This window comes from Nonomuraea sp. JJY05 (genome assembly GCF_043496855.1).
Taxonomy (GTDB): Bacteria; Actinomycetota; Actinomycetes; order Streptosporangiales; family Streptosporangiaceae; genus Nonomuraea.
Genome location: NZ_JBIEIS010000008.1, coordinates 85,335 through 99,962, shown reverse-complemented (window position 1 = coordinate 99,962; position 14,628 = coordinate 85,335). Strand labels below are relative to the sequence as shown.

General features: G+C 67.9%; 12 protein-coding genes and 1 tRNA gene. 4 read left to right on the top strand and 9 right to left on the bottom strand.

All coding sequences use genetic code 11. From position 1 onward, the window contains the following. Window positions 1-76: 76 nt before the first annotated feature. The 8 genes from ACFKCF_RS13785 to ACFKCF_RS13750 all read right to left on the bottom strand — a co-directional run bounded on the left by ACFKCF_RS13785 (window position 77) and on the right by ACFKCF_RS13750 (window position 9,216). Entirely contained in the window at window positions 77-3,148 is a 3,072-nt protein-coding gene (locus tag ACFKCF_RS13785; RefSeq protein WP_394493543.1) for a type I restriction endonuclease subunit R, read from the bottom strand. Between the two features lie 3 nt (window positions 3,149-3,151). Continuing rightward, on the bottom strand, window positions 3,152-4,282 hold the full coding sequence (locus ACFKCF_RS13780) for a restriction endonuclease subunit S (protein ID WP_394493541.1): 1,131 nt from the start codon (window positions 4,280-4,282) through the stop codon (window positions 3,152-3,154). A 55-nt stretch (window positions 4,283-4,337) separates the two neighbouring features. Continuing rightward, complete coding sequence (locus ACFKCF_RS13775) at window positions 4,338-5,912, bottom strand: N-6 DNA methylase (protein WP_394493539.1); 1,575 nt, start codon at window positions 5,910-5,912, stop codon at window positions 4,338-4,340. 458 nt (window positions 5,913-6,370) lie between these two features. Continuing rightward, complete coding sequence (locus ACFKCF_RS13770; RefSeq protein ID WP_394493537.1) at window positions 6,371-6,877, bottom strand: hypothetical protein; 507 nt, start codon at window positions 6,875-6,877, stop codon at window positions 6,371-6,373. A 366-nt stretch (window positions 6,878-7,243) separates the two neighbouring features. After that, window positions 7,244-8,392, bottom strand: coding sequence for an AAA family ATPase (locus ACFKCF_RS13765; RefSeq protein WP_394493535.1), 1,149 nt, complete (start codon window positions 8,390-8,392; stop codon window positions 7,244-7,246). Continuing rightward, window positions 8,389-8,775, bottom strand: coding sequence for a hypothetical protein (locus ACFKCF_RS13760; RefSeq protein WP_394493534.1), 387 nt, complete (start codon window positions 8,773-8,775; stop codon window positions 8,389-8,391). Before ACFKCF_RS13760 ends, ACFKCF_RS13765 begins: the two co-directional genes overlap by 4 nt. Beyond that, window positions 8,765-8,986: a helix-turn-helix domain-containing protein gene (locus ACFKCF_RS13755; RefSeq protein ID WP_350770019.1), complete on the bottom strand. Its 222-nt coding sequence runs from the start codon at window positions 8,984-8,986 to the stop codon at window positions 8,765-8,767. The genes ACFKCF_RS13760 and ACFKCF_RS13755 overlap by 11 nt, the downstream gene beginning before the upstream one ends. Next, window positions 8,983-9,216, bottom strand: a complete 234-nt coding sequence (locus tag ACFKCF_RS13750) for a helix-turn-helix transcriptional regulator (protein WP_394493532.1) — start codon at window positions 9,214-9,216, stop codon at window positions 8,983-8,985. The genes ACFKCF_RS13755 and ACFKCF_RS13750 overlap by 4 nt, the downstream gene beginning before the upstream one ends. Before the next feature lie 59 nt (window positions 9,217-9,275). Here ACFKCF_RS13750 and ACFKCF_RS13745 point away from each other — a divergent pair, with 59 nt between their 5' ends. Together ACFKCF_RS13745 and ACFKCF_RS13740 are read left to right on the top strand one after the other, a co-directional pair. Continuing rightward, on the top strand, window positions 9,276-9,977 hold the full coding sequence (locus ACFKCF_RS13745; protein WP_394493530.1) for a helix-turn-helix domain-containing protein: 702 nt from the start codon (window positions 9,276-9,278) through the stop codon (window positions 9,975-9,977). Then, window positions 9,978-11,225: a tyrosine-type recombinase/integrase gene (locus tag ACFKCF_RS13740; RefSeq protein ID WP_394493529.1), complete on the top strand. Its 1,248-nt coding sequence runs from the start codon at window positions 9,978-9,980 to the stop codon at window positions 11,223-11,225. It begins immediately after the preceding gene. Between the two features lie 105 nt (window positions 11,226-11,330). On the opposite strand, the gene ACFKCF_RS13735 is transcribed toward ACFKCF_RS13740, so the two are convergent. After that, window positions 11,331-11,419, bottom strand: a tRNA-Leu gene (locus ACFKCF_RS13735). 352 nt (window positions 11,420-11,771) lie between these two features. Here ACFKCF_RS13735 and ACFKCF_RS13730 point away from each other — a divergent pair. Together ACFKCF_RS13730 and ACFKCF_RS13725 are read left to right on the top strand one after the other, a co-directional pair. After that, window positions 11,772-12,368 (top strand): hypothetical protein, encoded by a 597-nt coding sequence (locus ACFKCF_RS13730; protein ID WP_394493966.1) that lies wholly within the window; start codon window positions 11,772-11,774, stop codon window positions 12,366-12,368. A 234-nt stretch (window positions 12,369-12,602) separates the two neighbouring features. After that, complete coding sequence (locus ACFKCF_RS13725; protein ID WP_394493527.1) at window positions 12,603-14,624, top strand: chaplin family protein; 2,022 nt, start codon at window positions 12,603-12,605, stop codon at window positions 14,622-14,624. Window positions 14,625-14,628: the final 4 nt, after the last annotated feature.

The window sequence follows — 14,628 nt, the reverse complement described above, 5'->3', positions numbered from 1 at the left end:
GTGGCTGGGGATAGATCAGGACCTAAACAGGGTGAAGGGTACCGGCAGTTGCCATAGGTTGCCGGGCCCTTGTTCGTCAGTCGACTAGGTAGTGGGCTTCGATGTAGGCGACGGTGGAGTCGTATGGCTCGCCTACCGGCTTCAGCATGTACTTGCGGAAGACTGCGGCGGTGGCACGGCGGACGCCGCGGTTGCGGGCGTCGGCGTTGTCCCATGACCGGGCGAGGGTGCGGGTGACCACTTGGTCGATCTCCTCGGCCAGGTTCCTTTCCGTGATGGTGAGGCCGGGAGGTGCGTGGTCGTGGATGATCTGCGATAGGACACCCACGTGGTCGTCGTCCAGCACGACGGCTTCGTCGGGGTGCTTGCCGGCGTTCACGATGGCGCGAGCGATCCGGAGCGCCTCGGACAGGAACTCCAGGGCGTCCTGTGAGTTCTGGATGATCCGGTCCCGCAGCAGCTTGATCCGCTCTGCGAGGGCGGTGTACTTCGCGGAGCCCGGTTCGACGCCCTTTTCGAGGGCGGCCTTGATGTGGTCCAAGATCTCCGCTGCGGACGGCGGCCTCTTGTCCTCGCCGTCCTTGCCGTGCTTGGGCCGGACAAGGGCCATCAGTTCCTTGAGGATGGCGATGCCCTGCGCGTCCAGGACAAGGGCTTCCTCTCGGGTGGCGACCACGGAGAAGGAGTGGACGTGGGCGTTGATGATCTCCAGGACCATCGGTCCCAGCTCACTCAGCCGCTCTTTCCTCTCCTCGTCGGAGGACTTCTTGAACAGGGTCGTGTACACGGACCCGAACAACCCGAGACCGTCCCGATACTTGGCCACCCGCTTGTCGGTGCTGATGAGCGGATACAGGCGGGCCAGGAGCCGGTAGTCCTTGCTGAACACCTCGGCGGCGCCAGGGTTGGCGTCCAGGAAGGCGTTGATGGCCCGTACGGACTCGTATCCGTGCACCGTGAGGTCCAGGCCGTCCACGTCCACGAGAAGGTCTTCGATGCGGGCGAAGGTGGTGCGGAACTCGGCGACGAGCTCGGACAGGTCGGTGACGAACCCGCCGCCCTTACCGGTGCCCGGCGAGGTGGGATCGACGACGGCCCGCTGCACCTCTTCGGCCAGCCCGATGTAGTCCACGATCACGCCGGAGGTCTTTACGAACCCTGTCGGGGACACCCAGGTACGGTTCGGGCGGGTGATCGTCTGGAAGAGGGTGTGGGCCTTCAGCGGCTTGTCCAGGTAGAGGACGCCCTCGTTGGGGGCGTCGAACCCGGTCATCAGCTTCGCGGTCACCACCAGAAAGCACAGCGGGTCGTCCGGGGTGAGGAACCGCCGCTTCTGCTCCTCCTCCTCGGCCTCCGAAAGCCGGAACGGGCGCATGGCGGGGTCTTCGCCCTTGGCGTCCGAGACGGAGATGTTCACCTCGGCGGTGATCCGGCCGTGCTTGCCGACCTCGGCGAGCACCTGTGACGCCTCGAAGCCTGCCAGCAGCTCGTTGATCTTGTCCGTGTAGGCCACGGCCAGCTCACGGTTGTAGGCGACGACCTGGGCCTTCAGGCCGTTGCGGTAGGCGCCGGCCAGGTAGTGGTCCACGATGTCCTGGCAGACCGCGTGGATGCGGTCGGGGTTGGCGAACACCGAGGTGAGGCGCCCGAACTTGCGGGACAAGAGCTCGCGGTCGGGGTCGTCGAGGTCGAAGTCGTCGGCGAACTGGTCGAATTCAGCCTGCAACGCCTGGTCGTCTAAATCGAAGGCGACCGGGTGCGGGTCCAGCAGGACCGGAACGGTGGCCCCGTCCAGAAGAGACCGGGACACCGAGTACCGGTGCAGCACCCTGCCCGGGTCGGTCTCTTCGCCGAAGAGGGCGAAGGTGTCGGTGGAGAGGTTCCTGACGGGGGTGCCGGTCATGCCGAAGAACTTCGCGCGCGGTAACGCTGCGCGCATCTGCCCGGCCAGGGACGTCGACCGGGCGGACTGGGTGCGGTGTGCCTCGTCTACCAACACGATGATGTTGTCCCGGGCCGACAGGTTCTTACCGGCGTCGGCGAACTTGTGGACGGTCGTGGAGATGACGCCGCGCACGTCTCCGGCCAGCAGAGCACGCAACTCCTGGCTGGTGGCGGGCTGGTGGAAGTAGGCGCTCCCCATGGCGGAGGTGAACACCCCGGAGGTCTGGCGGACGAGTTGGGTCCGGTCCGAGAGCAGGATGATCGTGGGCGACTCGGTGCGGGTGTCGGCCAGCAGTAGTGAGGCGGCGAACACCATCAGCAGCGTCTTCCCGCTGCCTTGGTGGTGCCAGATCAACCCTTTCCGGCCGCCGGCCAGGACTCGCTTGTGGATGAGGTGGGCGGCCTCCATCTGCGGGTAGCGAGGCAGGTACTTCGTGTCCACCCCACCCCCGGAGGTGTCGAACAAGGCGAAGTTGGCCAGCATGTCCAGGACGGTGGCTGGGTTGAGCAGTAGTTCGACGGAGCGCTGCACGTCGGCCTGCCCGGACAGGTTCTCGTTGTCGGCAGTGGACCGGAACGGCTGCCACAGGTTCGTGGGGGCGCCAGCGGCACCGAAGCGCAGCTTCAGCCCGTCGGAGGCGATGGCGAAGACGTTGGGGGTGAAGAACCACGGGTACTCGGTGGCGTACACGTCGTTGATCTCGCGGGCGGCGTCCGCCCATCCGGAATTCGCGGTCGGCGACTTCACCTCGACCACAACCAGGGGCAGGCCGTTGACCCAGTACACGAGGTCGAACCGGCGGGAGGTCTTGCCGGGGACGGTGATGGTCACCTCGTCCGACACGACCAGCGTGTTGGCGGTCGGGTGCTCGAAGTCGATGATCTTCAGGGCGTGCCACGCGCCGTCGGTATCCCGGAACTCCTTGTGCCCTCGCAGCAGGCGCAGCACCTGCTCGTTGGCCCGCACCAGCCCGCCCTCGACGGCATTGACCGTGGCGGTGATCTCCTCGACCACCGCGTCCACGTCGAACCCGTCGATCACTCCGGGGTTGAACTGGACGATGGCGTCCCGCATCAAGCCGGCCAGCACCGTCTGTGTCGTCTCACGCGGCAGCGCCCTGCCCGCGGTGAAGGTCCAGCCCATGGGGAGGGACCACTGGATCATCAGGTTCTGGAACTCGCGCTCCCGAATGCCCTTCGCCACGGTTCAGACCTCCAGCTTGGCCGACTCAATCTCGATGGTGCGGTCCAGCAACCCCGCCAGCAGCCCCGCTCGAACGTCACGGAGACGGGCGGCCTCCGCGCGGGTCGCCTTCACCACAGACTCCATCGCGTCAAGCTCGACCACCATCTCGCGTTGGCGGTCGAGCGACGGCAGGCGCACAGTCATGCCCTTCGCCCGCTTGGCGCTGATGTGCTTGATGTTGGTGCCCCCCGCGATGTCGAGGAAGGCCCTGGATTCGTAGGCCCACATGCTCCAGTGGAAGACGAACTCGGGAATGCAGACCCCTTCCAGCGCCCGAAGACGGAGCAGGGTCATCTGGGTGCAGACAGGCCCCGGCAGCTCGTCTCGCCACATGGCGGGCATCCCGACGGCATTCGCGCTTGCGCTGCCCTCGGACACCACGACGTCGCCGTAGCGGAGGCCGAACTTCTCGCGCTCAACCGGGTCGTAGTTCATCTCCAGCACGTCGGACAGGTCGAGCGTCCCGTAGCCGACGTTCGCGGAACGGAGGTAGGGCGTCATGTACCGGCCGGTCGCCCTGTCGGGTGTCCGGCGGACGCCAGTGGAGAAGTCGAAGGCGTGCTCGGCCCTCACGGCCTTACCCGAGTCGTTGTTGACAAGGTCGGCTCGTCGCCGACGCAGAACCGCTGCCAACGCTCCCGCCTCGGCGTCAAGTGCCGTGATCTGGTCGTCGATCGCGCTGATGACCTCAACAATCCTCTTCTGCGTCTGTAGGGGCGGCAGCACGACGGGGATGTTCACGAAGTCCCGCTCATGGAGACGTCGGCGCTCTGTGGTGCCGACTGCTCGGCCTGCCGCCTCGGCCTGGAACGAAGCAGTGTGGAAGATGGCCTCGACGTACTCCGGGATGATCGCCTCGCGTTTGACCGTGAACACCGGGAAGTCGTTGGTGACGAGGCAGCCGTCGGCGTCGTTCTTGACCACCCCGAAAGAGGCTTTGGTCGCCCACATCCGGTTGTAGACGATGTCGTCACGCTTGATCCGGTAGAGCACCTTGCCCTTGATGGTTTGCGCGGGGACCGTCTCACGGTCGTACACTCCTCCGGCATTCCAGCGCACCCCGGCGTATCGCGCCTCGGTCAGGTCCTCCACTCGGATAACACGAGAAACCTGGGTCATCACCTCCCCGAGCGTGGTCCGCTGCCAATCACTCATCGAAGCCCTCGATTCCAGCATCGGCGAGGACGGCGAGCATGCGCTGCTCGGTCTTCTGGCGTTCAGCACGAGCGATGTTGTAGGCATCGATGAGGGTGCCGAGGTCTTCCTGCTCGGCGGCGGCCTGCTTGATGTACCGCCCGATGTTCAGGTCGTACCCGTTCGACGCAATCTCTGCGGTGGGGACGAACCGCACCGCGAGTCCGCCATCTCCATCGGGGTCCACCGGGTTGCCGTCGGCGTCCAGTTTCGAGTGGTAGGCGGTCACGATGTCGGCGATGTCGGTGTCGGTGAGGATGTTGCGGTTTTTGGCCTTGGTGAACTGCTTGGAGGCGTCGATGAACAGCACGCCGCCCTGCCGCTCCGGGTCCTTGGTGCCGGGTGCGCGGAACACCAGGATCGCCGTGGGGATGGTGGTGTTGTAGAAGAGGTTGGCAGGCAGACCGATGACTGCTTCGAGCAGGTCATCGTCCAGGACACGCTGGCGGATGGCTGCCTCTTGGCCGCCTCGGAAGAGCACGCCGTGGGGCAGGACGACGCCGGCGCGTCCCTTCTTCGGGCTCATGCTGGCGATCATGTGCTGCACGAACGCCCAGTCCGCCGTCGACTGCGGGGCGACCCCGCCAAGGGCACGCGGGTCGTTGCTCCAGGGCTTCCACTTGAGGCTGTAGGGCGGGTTGGCGACGATCACGTCGAACTGCGCGACGGACCCGTCCGGCTTCTTGAAGCGCGGGTCCTTCAGTGTGTCGCCGACCTCGATCTTGAACTGGGTGAGGTTGTGCATGAAGAGGTTCATGCGGGCCACACCCGCGGTGTCCGGTACGGCCTCTTGCCCGTACAGCTTGAGCGTGTAGCCGCGCCCGCCGCGGGCCTTCAGGAGGTTAGCGGAGGCGATGAGCATGCCGCCTGATCCGCAGGTCGGGTCGTACACCGACTCGTAGCCCTTGGGGTCCAGAACCTCGACGATCAGCTCGACGACCTCGCGGGAGGTGAAGAACTGGCCGGCTCGGGTACCGGACCCGTCGGAGAACCGCTTCAGCAGGTACTCGTACGCCCCACCGAGGACGTCGTGGGACATGTTGCCCTCGTGCATCTTCGGGGTGCGGTCCATCGTCTGCATGACCGCCGCCAGCACCTCCCCCGACAGCACCTCTTCGGAGGTCCAGGTCATGGACCCGAACAGGCGGGAGAACTTGTCAGGGTTGGCCGTCTCGATGGCTTGCAGGGAAGCGCGGACGCGCTGGCCGAGGCCCGGCTGGGTGATGGTGGCGAGGATGGACGTCCAGGAGGCGCGACGCTGGTGGACGGTGCCAGCGTGGATGAACGGGATCTCGAACGACTGGTAGTCGCGGTACTCGATCTCGTGAGCTTCCTCGGCGGACAGGTCGTCCAGGCCCTCGTTCTCGGCCAGGAACTGCTCGTGCTGGTGCTCCCAGGTGTCCGACAGGTACTTCCAGAACATCAGCGGGAAGATGACGGAGGCGTACTGCGCCTCGGGCATGGCCACGCGCAGTTCGTCGGCGGCATCCCACAAGCGGTTCTCGATCTCCTGCTGGGTCACTGCCATAGGTTGGGGGTGTCCTTGCTCGTCAGAGGTGGCGACCCGAAGGTCGTAGGGCTCCTGCTGGTGCCCAGTTTCGGGCGCGCCCGCCATGGACCAGCGGGCGCCGTACGTCCCTGCACGGGCGATCCAATTACGATAGCCCGCCTCAGCGCTCCGGACTTCGGCAAACATCCCAAACCGCCGACGCATCCAGCCGAGGCCAGACACCTGCGATCGGCTGAGCCTGCCCCCGTAGCGCGGCGGGAGGCAGGCTGCTTCTCGTGAACGGCCAACTCTCCGAGTGGTGGCCCGGTGTAGCTGTGGGAGGTCTGAGCCGCTACGGGTGACATGCGGCCAGAAGATGTTGCAGGGGTCCCGATCAGGCTGCGTTGCAGATCACAGCCCGGGACCTCCGCTCGCGCGCGTGCGACCTCCGCTCGCGCGCGTGCGCGTAGGTGCCTCGCAAAAGTCCGAAAGGGTGGTCAGATCCTCTCCTGCTTTTCTGCCTGCCGTCGGGCCTTGGACATCGCGACCCGCGCCCGGATGTTCTCGATGATCGCTTGGTCGGGGATCACCTGCACCGGCCCGCCCTGTGGACCGGACACTTCGACCGCCTTCACCGGGCGCCATTCCTCCGGGTGCATACGCGCGAGCAGTTCGAGGGCGACTCGCCCGTTCGGAGGTGTCCATGTCCGCTCCTCCGCCCCGTCGGGCCGGACGACTTCCCGAATGAGCGCACCGCCCTTGGCGTCGGCGAAGGCGGCCGACACGAGGACATCCGCGGCACGCGCGCGTGCGCGCGTAAGGGCCTCCCGAAACTCCCGGTATTCGAGGGGCGCGTCCGCTTCCTCCCCACGGGCCATCCATCTGTGGACGGTGGATCGGCCCACGCCGCACAGGTCGGCGGCAGTGCCGAGGAAGTGGCCCGCCTCAAGCTGCCGGCACAGCTCGTCACGCAGCTCCGGGGTGAGCTTGGAAGGGCGGCCCATTACTTGCACTCCTGACGGCGAGCGGCCAGCAGTCGGCGAGCGTGAGCAGCACCTCGGTGGGCGATGCCTGGATCAGCCGCGTCTCGCGTACGTGGGACGGGCAGGGCCGGGCGTGCAGCGGTGGGGCGCAGCCCGTACCGCATGAGGGTGGTTACGGCGTCGGCAGCCTTCCGCTCGGAGTCAGGTAGGCCCCACTCGGCCAGGAGGAGAGCCAGGGCGTGCTGGGCGCCCATGATGGTGGCGGCCATCGCGGTGGTCAAGACGAGAACCTCCGTACTGTGTGATCCGGTGAAGCGGGGAGGCAGACTGCCAGGCTGCCAACGTCCGTAGACGTAGAGGGAATGGCAACCTGGCAGTCTGCCGAGGTCAGGCGTCTGACCTGTTGGCATCCTGAGGGAGGGAGAGCCACCATTCGCGCTTGCGGTTGTGGCCGGTGGGCATCTGCTCGGCGATGACGCCGAGGGCCCGACGCGCCCGGTGGAGGGTGCGCTGGCTTATACCGTGCGCCTGCGTGGCCTCGTCCTCGATCTCCCGTGTGGGGACCTTCTGGCCGCCTGCCAGGCGGGCCTTCAGGAACTCGACCGCCGTCATCTTTTCCTGGCGCTCCTCGCCGCTCAGCGATTGGCCGAGGATCTCCGAAACGCTGCGATCCGTCTCGCCCTTGAAGACGAGGCGGCCCACGCCCGTAGGGCCTTTGCGGGTTTCGATCTCCACTTGCTCGATGGCGTAGGCCAGGGACGGCAAGGTGTCCTCACCGCCGAGCGAGTTCTTACTCTGGGTCATCACTCGCGTGCCGTCGTCAGGGTCCCGGGCGAATCCGAAGACGGCGCGGGCGACGTTCTTGAAGGCGCCAGAGCCTGTGATCAGCGAGGAGGCGTCGGTCCCGCTGCTCTTGTTGAAGTGCGCGATGCCGAGGAGGACTGCGCCAGTCTTGTCGGCGACACGAGCAAGTGGGTCCAGCGCCTTGCGGACGTCGCGTTCCTTGTGGGTGTCGATCCCGCCCCCGATCAATGACATGAGGGGGTCCAGGACGACGAGGGCGGCGTCGTGCTCGGCGATGACCTCGCGCAGTTCCTCGTTGTCGCGAGGCAGGCTGACCGTACCGTGGATGCCCTCCGCCTCGACCGCCTCGACTCGATATACGAGGTCCAGGTCTGCTCCTGCCGCGATCAGGCGGGGAACGAGGGTGTGCGCCCACGAGTCCTCGACCGCGACATAGAGCACCGATCGCGGGGTGCCGTAGAACGTTCCGGGGAGGGTCCCGCGGGTGATGCAGGCCGCGAGCCAGATACCGAAGGAACTCTTGCCTGTACCTTCACGGCCTGCGACAACAGTGAGCGCGCCAGCCGGAATGCGACAAGCCTCTCCGTCACGCCATGCCCAATCGAGAAGTTCGGGTTCGATCAGCGAGGCACGGGTGAGGTGGAGCCGCCGAGGCTTCGCCGGTTCGGGGTCCCCGAGAACGGCAGCCCGTACGGCGTCTCCAGCGCCCAGTTCTGCCGGAGTCATGCTCATGCCACACCTCGCTCGTGGCGGCGCGGGCGGTCACCCGGCCGGGCCTGGCGGAACCGCTCGCGCGGCCCGTCCCACCGGACGAGTTCGAGTTCGCGGTAGGACGGCATGTCGGCAGTGGCACGAACCTTGCGGGCGATGGCGGCCCAGTAGACGGCCATGTCGTTCTCGGCGCGGCCGTATCCAGTCTCCTCGCCGGCGGTGAAACCGAGGAGGTACCCCTGCTGGAAGGCGTCACGCTCCCGCTGGTGCTGTTCCTCCAGGTCGCTGAGCAGGCGGCGAAGCTCGTCGGCGGGTACGCTGGGGTGATCGGGGCTGCTGAAGGCTGCCGAACTCTGGGGGCGCTCCTTGTGGCGAGGGGCGCCTCTCTCTATGTCACGCTGCACTGCTGATGACCTCGACTTCGATCTCAGGGGCGCTGAGCAGGGCCTGACCGCGTAGCCAGGCGACCGGAACGCGGTGGATCGCCCCGACCTTGGTGGCAGGGATCTGCCCCTCCCCGATGGCCTTCCGGATGGTGCGCTCGTCAGCACGCAGGATGCGGCCGACCTCGGGCACGGTGGCGAACAGCTTGTCGCCGAGTTCTTCGATCGTCATGCGCCCTCTCCCTTCTTGCTTGTGCCGGTCAGCCACGTCTCCACTTCCGGCCGGTGATACCGGACCAGGCGCGGCCCGACGCGGCGGGGTCGAGGACCGATGCCCTGCCGGGCCCAGCGGCGGACGGTGCTGAGTGAGACGCGAGCGAGGCAGGCCAGTTCGGCCGTGGTGAGCCAGTCGTCTGAGCGCTGTGCTGTGGACTGACAGATTCGTGGAGATTTGGCATTCACGAGCAAGATGATCCGCAACTGCTTGCAAGATGTCAAATGCGCCGATATTGTGCTGTGGTGTGTCAGAAGAAGAGTGGGCGGCCGACCTGGCCCGAGTAGTCGCTGGTGAAGTACGCCGACATCGGCAGCGCCGAGGGCTGAGTGCGCAGCAGCTCGCGGATGCCTGTGCGGAGGCGGGCCTACCCATCGGCCGGTCGGTGCTCGCCAACTTCGAGAACGGCCGGCGGCCCACGATCAGCCTGGCCGAGCTGTTGGTGCTGGCGCGGGCTTTGCGGGTCCCGCCGATTCTTCTGGTGCTTCCCTTGGGGTACGCCGAGATGATCGAGATGGTGCCGGACGCCCACATGACGGTGTGGGACGCCTTCGACTGGTTCGTGGGCAGCGCTCCCTTGTACAGGCGTGAGGAGGGCGAGCCATCCTCCCCGAGAAAGCTCATGGGCAAGGACGAGCTCGTCTGGCGCGATGAGGTGAGACCGCTCGACCTGCTACGCCAGAACCAGCGCTATATCGAAGAACGGAAACAAGCGATCAAGCTGGCCGCCCACCATCGTCAGGCAGCGCAGAAGGCGGAGTACGAGGACGGTCGCCGTGCTCGCCTCGAAGCGATAGACGCCAACGACAAGATGGCCCGCCATCTCGAATACGAGATCGCCAGGACTCGGAAGGAGCTACGCCGCCTTGGGTGGACGGCGATACCGCCGCTGCCTGAGGACCTAGACCACATTGACGTGTTGCTGGAAGACGAATCAAGAGGAGGTTGAGTGACCAGTTCGACCAAGCGGAGACGATCGCCCGGGGAGGGATCGGTCTTCAGCTACAAGCTGTCCAAGGGGCAGTTACGGTACGGCATCAAGTTCATGGCCACGCTGCCGGATGGGTCGGCCAAGCAGGTCCTGCGGCGCCGCGACGAGAACAACCAGCCGTGGCTGACTCAGACGGATGCGCAGAAGGCTCTACGCGAGGCTCTCGGCAAGGTGGACAAGGGCGACTTCGTCCAGCCCAGCAAGCAGACCCTCGGCGCGTACCTCGATGAGTGGGTCGCCGGGCTCAGGCTGGAACCGTCCACGCTGGCGAGCTACAAGAAGAACATCCGGCTCCACCTCAAGCCCTACGACATCGGCAAGGCGACACTCGCGGCCTTGACCGGCCCGAAGCTGACCGCGCACTACCGCTACCTGGAAGAGAGCGGCCGGAAGGACCACAAAGCCGGCGAGGGGTTGTCGGCCCGCACCGTGCGGTACGTCCACACCATCCTGAGCGCCGCACTCTCCGAGGCCGTGGACGCCGGCCTGCTGGCCCGCAACCCGGCGGACAAGGCCAAGCCGCCCACCGCCAAGCAGGCCAAGGCGCCCGAGATGCACCCGTGGACGACGGCCCAGCTCAAGGACTTCCTGACCTGGTCGCGCGACCACAGCCACCTGCACGTCGCCTGGCACCTCCTGGCGCACACCGGCATGCGCCGCGGCGAACTGCTCGCGCTGCGCTGGCGGCACATCGACCTGGAGGCCGGGACGATCAGCGTCCGCCGGTCGGTGGGCGTCGTGCGGATCAAGGGGGAGAGCGCCGTCGTGAAGGAGGGCGACACCAAGACCGCCAAGCCCCGCGTGGTCGATCTCGACTCGGCCACCGTGGCGTTACTCAAGGCGTACAAGCGCGAGCGGGGCGGGATGGCGCTACAACTCGCCCGGGACGACGCGCTCATCTTCGGCGACCAGGAGGGCAACCACCGGCACCCCGAGCGGTTCTCGCGCGGTTTTCAGGACCAGCTCGGCCGCTGCGCGAGGGCGTTCGAGAAGGCCGGCCGCGAGGCGCTGCCCCGCATCCGCGTTCACGACCTCCGCCACACCCACGCCACGATCCTCCTCATGGGTGGCAAGCCCGTGAAGGTGGTCTCCGAGCGGCTCGGCCACGCCGACCCCGCCATCACTCTCCGGGTCTACGCTCATGTCATGCCCGGCAATCAGCGAGAGGCCGCCGACTGGTTCGCGGCCCTGGTCGAGAGCGCGTAACCCTCGTGCTCAGGCCCACAAGTATCAGCGGAGTATCACGGCTCGTTCTGGAGGCTGAAATGAAAAAGCCCCGAGCCTGTGACCTGCACATTCTCAGGGCCTTCATGGTGTCCGAGGGGGGACTTGAACCCCCATGCCCATCACTGGGCACTAGCACCTCAAGCTAGCGCGTCTGCCTATTCCGCCACCCGGACTTGGTGCCTGCACGCGGGACCGTCATCTCGCGTCGGCTCAGTAAGGTTAGCAAACTCTGCGGGGTGCGTCATACCAAGAATCCGCTCACCCCTCCGAGGGCGTCGCCGCGGGCCGGGATATGGGGCAGGCAGGGGCTCCTGATGGGGTGTTGCCGGCGTACTGCAGAGGGCCTTGGGGCACTTGGTGGTGGTTTGGTCGATGGGGACTTGGCGAATTTCTGGGTCTCCGATGAAAAGCCCTTGCGGCAACTTTGAGTGCTGCTACGGTTACGGATCGTTGAGGGGTGAGTCCAGGGACCGGCCTCACGACAAATGAGGCCGGTTCTGGAGTGCGGGAGGTCACGTGGCGCGCATGGTGGTGCAGCGGAGGGCTGTGGCCCTCGGTGCGCATCGCCTGCCCGTGACCGTCCCGGCGCATGACGTGACCACCGTTCGGGTCGACCGGATGGCGCGGTTCGCGGCCGGTGCCCGGCGGCTCGTCGTGCGGGCAGTCACGCTCGGCGCCCTGGTGGCCGCCGGATGGCTGTTCACCGTCATCTTCGGCATGCTCACCGCCGCCCCGGCGGCGGCCGATGTGGCGACTCCGACGGCGGACGCGCAAGCGAAGTCCACGACCGCGCAGATCGTGGACGGAGCCGCGTCCGCTCAGGCGCCTCACTCCCTCACCAGTCCGGACGACAACGCCGAGGCCATGGCCGGGCGTACGGTCGACGGGCTCAACAGCCAGCGGGATCCTGGCCTGCCATCGCCATCCACCGCCGGAAAGATCCTGGACACCAATGGCTTGGTGCCCAACGGCGGTGGCAGCGGCTCGTTCGGGGCCGCTGCCGGGGACGTCGCGAGGTCCGTGTTCGACCCGCGGCTGCAGGTGCTGCGCGCCCTCCTGGCGCGGGTGCCCGCCCCCGTCGTCCGCACAGCGGCGGACGACCCCTCCTTCTCGCCTGACTGACCCGCCTTGCAGCTGCCGGTCCTTCGCTGACCGGCCCCTTTCCGAAGTAATGCGGTTGAGCGCGGTCTGAGACGCCTCTCCGCCGGCGGGTGCGCAAACACGTCAGTTCAGCTGTTCGCGAATCCGAGGTCTCCGCTGTGCGCGAAACCTCGCACGGCCTCGGGCTGCCCGCGAACCGTTCCGTTATCCCCCAAGAAGATATCCCCCCAAGAAGAACCACTAGGAGCATTCATCATGCGTACGTGGGCAAAGGCATCTACTCCTGCGGCCCTGCTCGCCGTTGCCGTCATGTCGTTCGGCGGCGGCACCGCCGCCCTGGCCGACACCTCGGGCGACGCGTCCGTCGGCGGCGGCAACCAGGTCGACCTGCCGATCTCCCTGCCCATCGACATCAGCGGCAACTCCGTCGGCGCGGTCGGCAGCTCCTCGGCCTCCTCGCAGGGCGGCGCCCAGGTCGTCAACAAGGGCGGCATCCCCGGCAACCGCACCTCGGGCAACGCCAGCGTGCTCGGCGGCAACCAGGTGAACGCGCCCATCAGCGCCCCGGTCAACGCCTGCGGCAACGCCGTCTCCCTGGTCGGCAGGTCCGACGCGGGCTGCAAGGGCGGCGCCGCCGTCCGCAACCAGGGCAAGGGCGGCGCGGGCGGCAACCGCACCTCCGGCGATGCCAGCGTGCTCGGCGGCAACCAGGTCACCGCGCCGATCTCGGCGCCGATCAACGCCTGCGGCAACGCGGTCGCGATCTTCGGCGACGCGACGGCGGGCTGCAAGGGCGGCTCCAGCGTCCACAACACCGGAGCGGGCGCGGGCGGCAACCGCACCTCGGGCAACGCGAGCGTGCTGGGCGGCAACCAGGTCGTGGCGCCGGTCTCCGCGCCGGTGAACGTCTGCGGCAACGCCGTCGCGGTCTTCGGCCGGGCGTTCGCGGGCTGCAAGGGCGGCTCGAGCGTCACCAACGGCGGCGGCGGCCGGCACGGCTACCACGGCCCCCACGGCCCCGTGGGCTCCTCGGGCAACGACACCGACGGGCGCTTCGGGGTCGGCAGCGGCAACCAGGTGATCGCCCCGGTCAGCCTGCCCGTGAACGTCTGCGGCAACGCCGTGGGCAACGCCGCCGCCAGGTGCGAGGGCGGCTCCAAGGTCGAGAACACCCGCCGCGGGTCCGGGGCGGGCGGCAACGTCACCTCCGGCCAGGCGGGCGTCCTCAGCGGCAACCAGGTGGTGGCGCCGATCAGCGCGCCCGTCAACGTCTGCGGCAACGCGGTGGCCCTGGTCGGGCACGCGTTCGCCGGCTGCAAGGGCGGCGCCCGCGTGAAGAACGGCGGCACCGGCGCCGGCGGCAACCGCACCTCCGGCCGGGCCGGCGTGCTGAGCGGCAACCAGATCGTCGCGCCGATCACCGCCCCGATCAACATCTGCGGCAACGCGGCCGCCGTGCTCGGCGCCTCCAAGGCCCACTGCAAGGGCGGGGCCAAGGTCGACCGCACCGGTGGCGGCGGCAACACCACCTCCGGCCGCGCCGGGGTGCTCGCGGGCAACCAGATCATCGCGCCGATCGCCGCTCCCATCAACGTCTGCGGCAACGCGGCGGCCGTCCTCGGCGACGCCGCGGCCGGGTGCCTCGGCGGGGCCAACGTCGGCAAGCCGGAGTACGGGCACGGATACGTCCGCGGCGCCGTCGAGAGGACGGCCGGGAAGGGCGCCAAGGGCGGGCTGCTGCCCATGCTGCCCGCCGTCCCGGCCCTGGGCGGCGTGCAGGACATCGCCGGCGTCACCCAGAAGGGCAACGACCTGGCCGGGGTTCCCCAGCAGCTCGGCGTGACCGGCAAGCTGCAGGAGGTCACGGGTACGGGTCTGACCTCGGTGCCGCTGGTCGAGGACGCCGCCCAGACGTTCGGCCTGCCGAGCCTGCCCGAGCTGCCCGGCCTGCCCGCCCAGGCGCAGACCCCGGCCCAGCCGAAGAAGAAGACCCACGCGGCCGGCCAGGTCGACGGTGCCGGGCGCCCCGCCTCCTCGAGCGGCGCCGTGTCCGTGCTCGACCCGGCGACCGGCCTGGTGGCCGGCACCCCGGTCGGCGGCGCCGTCACCTCGGCCGCCCGCGGCCTGCCGGTCAGCGGCCTGATGAGCGCCGAGCAGCCCGCCGGCCTCGGGGGGATGAACTCCAGCTCCCTGCTCGCCCTCATGCTCGGCGCGATGTTCGCCGCCTCGGCGACGCTGTTCGGGACCGCCCGCCGGTTCCGGTTCGGCCGGAAGTAAGGGA

Coding starts and splice junctions, on each gene's coding strand:
- ACFKCF_RS13775 (WP_394493539.1), bottom strand. CDS start 5,912: ATGGCAGTGACCCAGCAGGAGATCGAGAACCGCTTGTGGGATGCCGCC.
- ACFKCF_RS13730 (WP_394493966.1), top strand. CDS start 11,772: ATGGTGGTGCAGCGGAGGGCTGTGGCCCTCGGTGCGCATCGCCTGCCC.
- ACFKCF_RS13725 (WP_394493527.1), top strand. CDS start 12,603: ATGCGTACGTGGGCAAAGGCATCTACTCCTGCGGCCCTGCTCGCCGTT.
- ACFKCF_RS13770 (WP_394493537.1), bottom strand. CDS start 6,877: ATGGGCCGCCCTTCCAAGCTCACCCCGGAGCTGCGTGACGAGCTGTGC.
- ACFKCF_RS13755 (WP_350770019.1), bottom strand. CDS start 8,986: ATGACGATCGAAGAACTCGGCGACAAGCTGTTCGCCACCGTGCCCGAG.
- ACFKCF_RS13765 (WP_394493535.1), bottom strand. CDS start 8,392: ATGAGCATGACTCCGGCAGAACTGGGCGCTGGAGACGCCGTACGGGCT.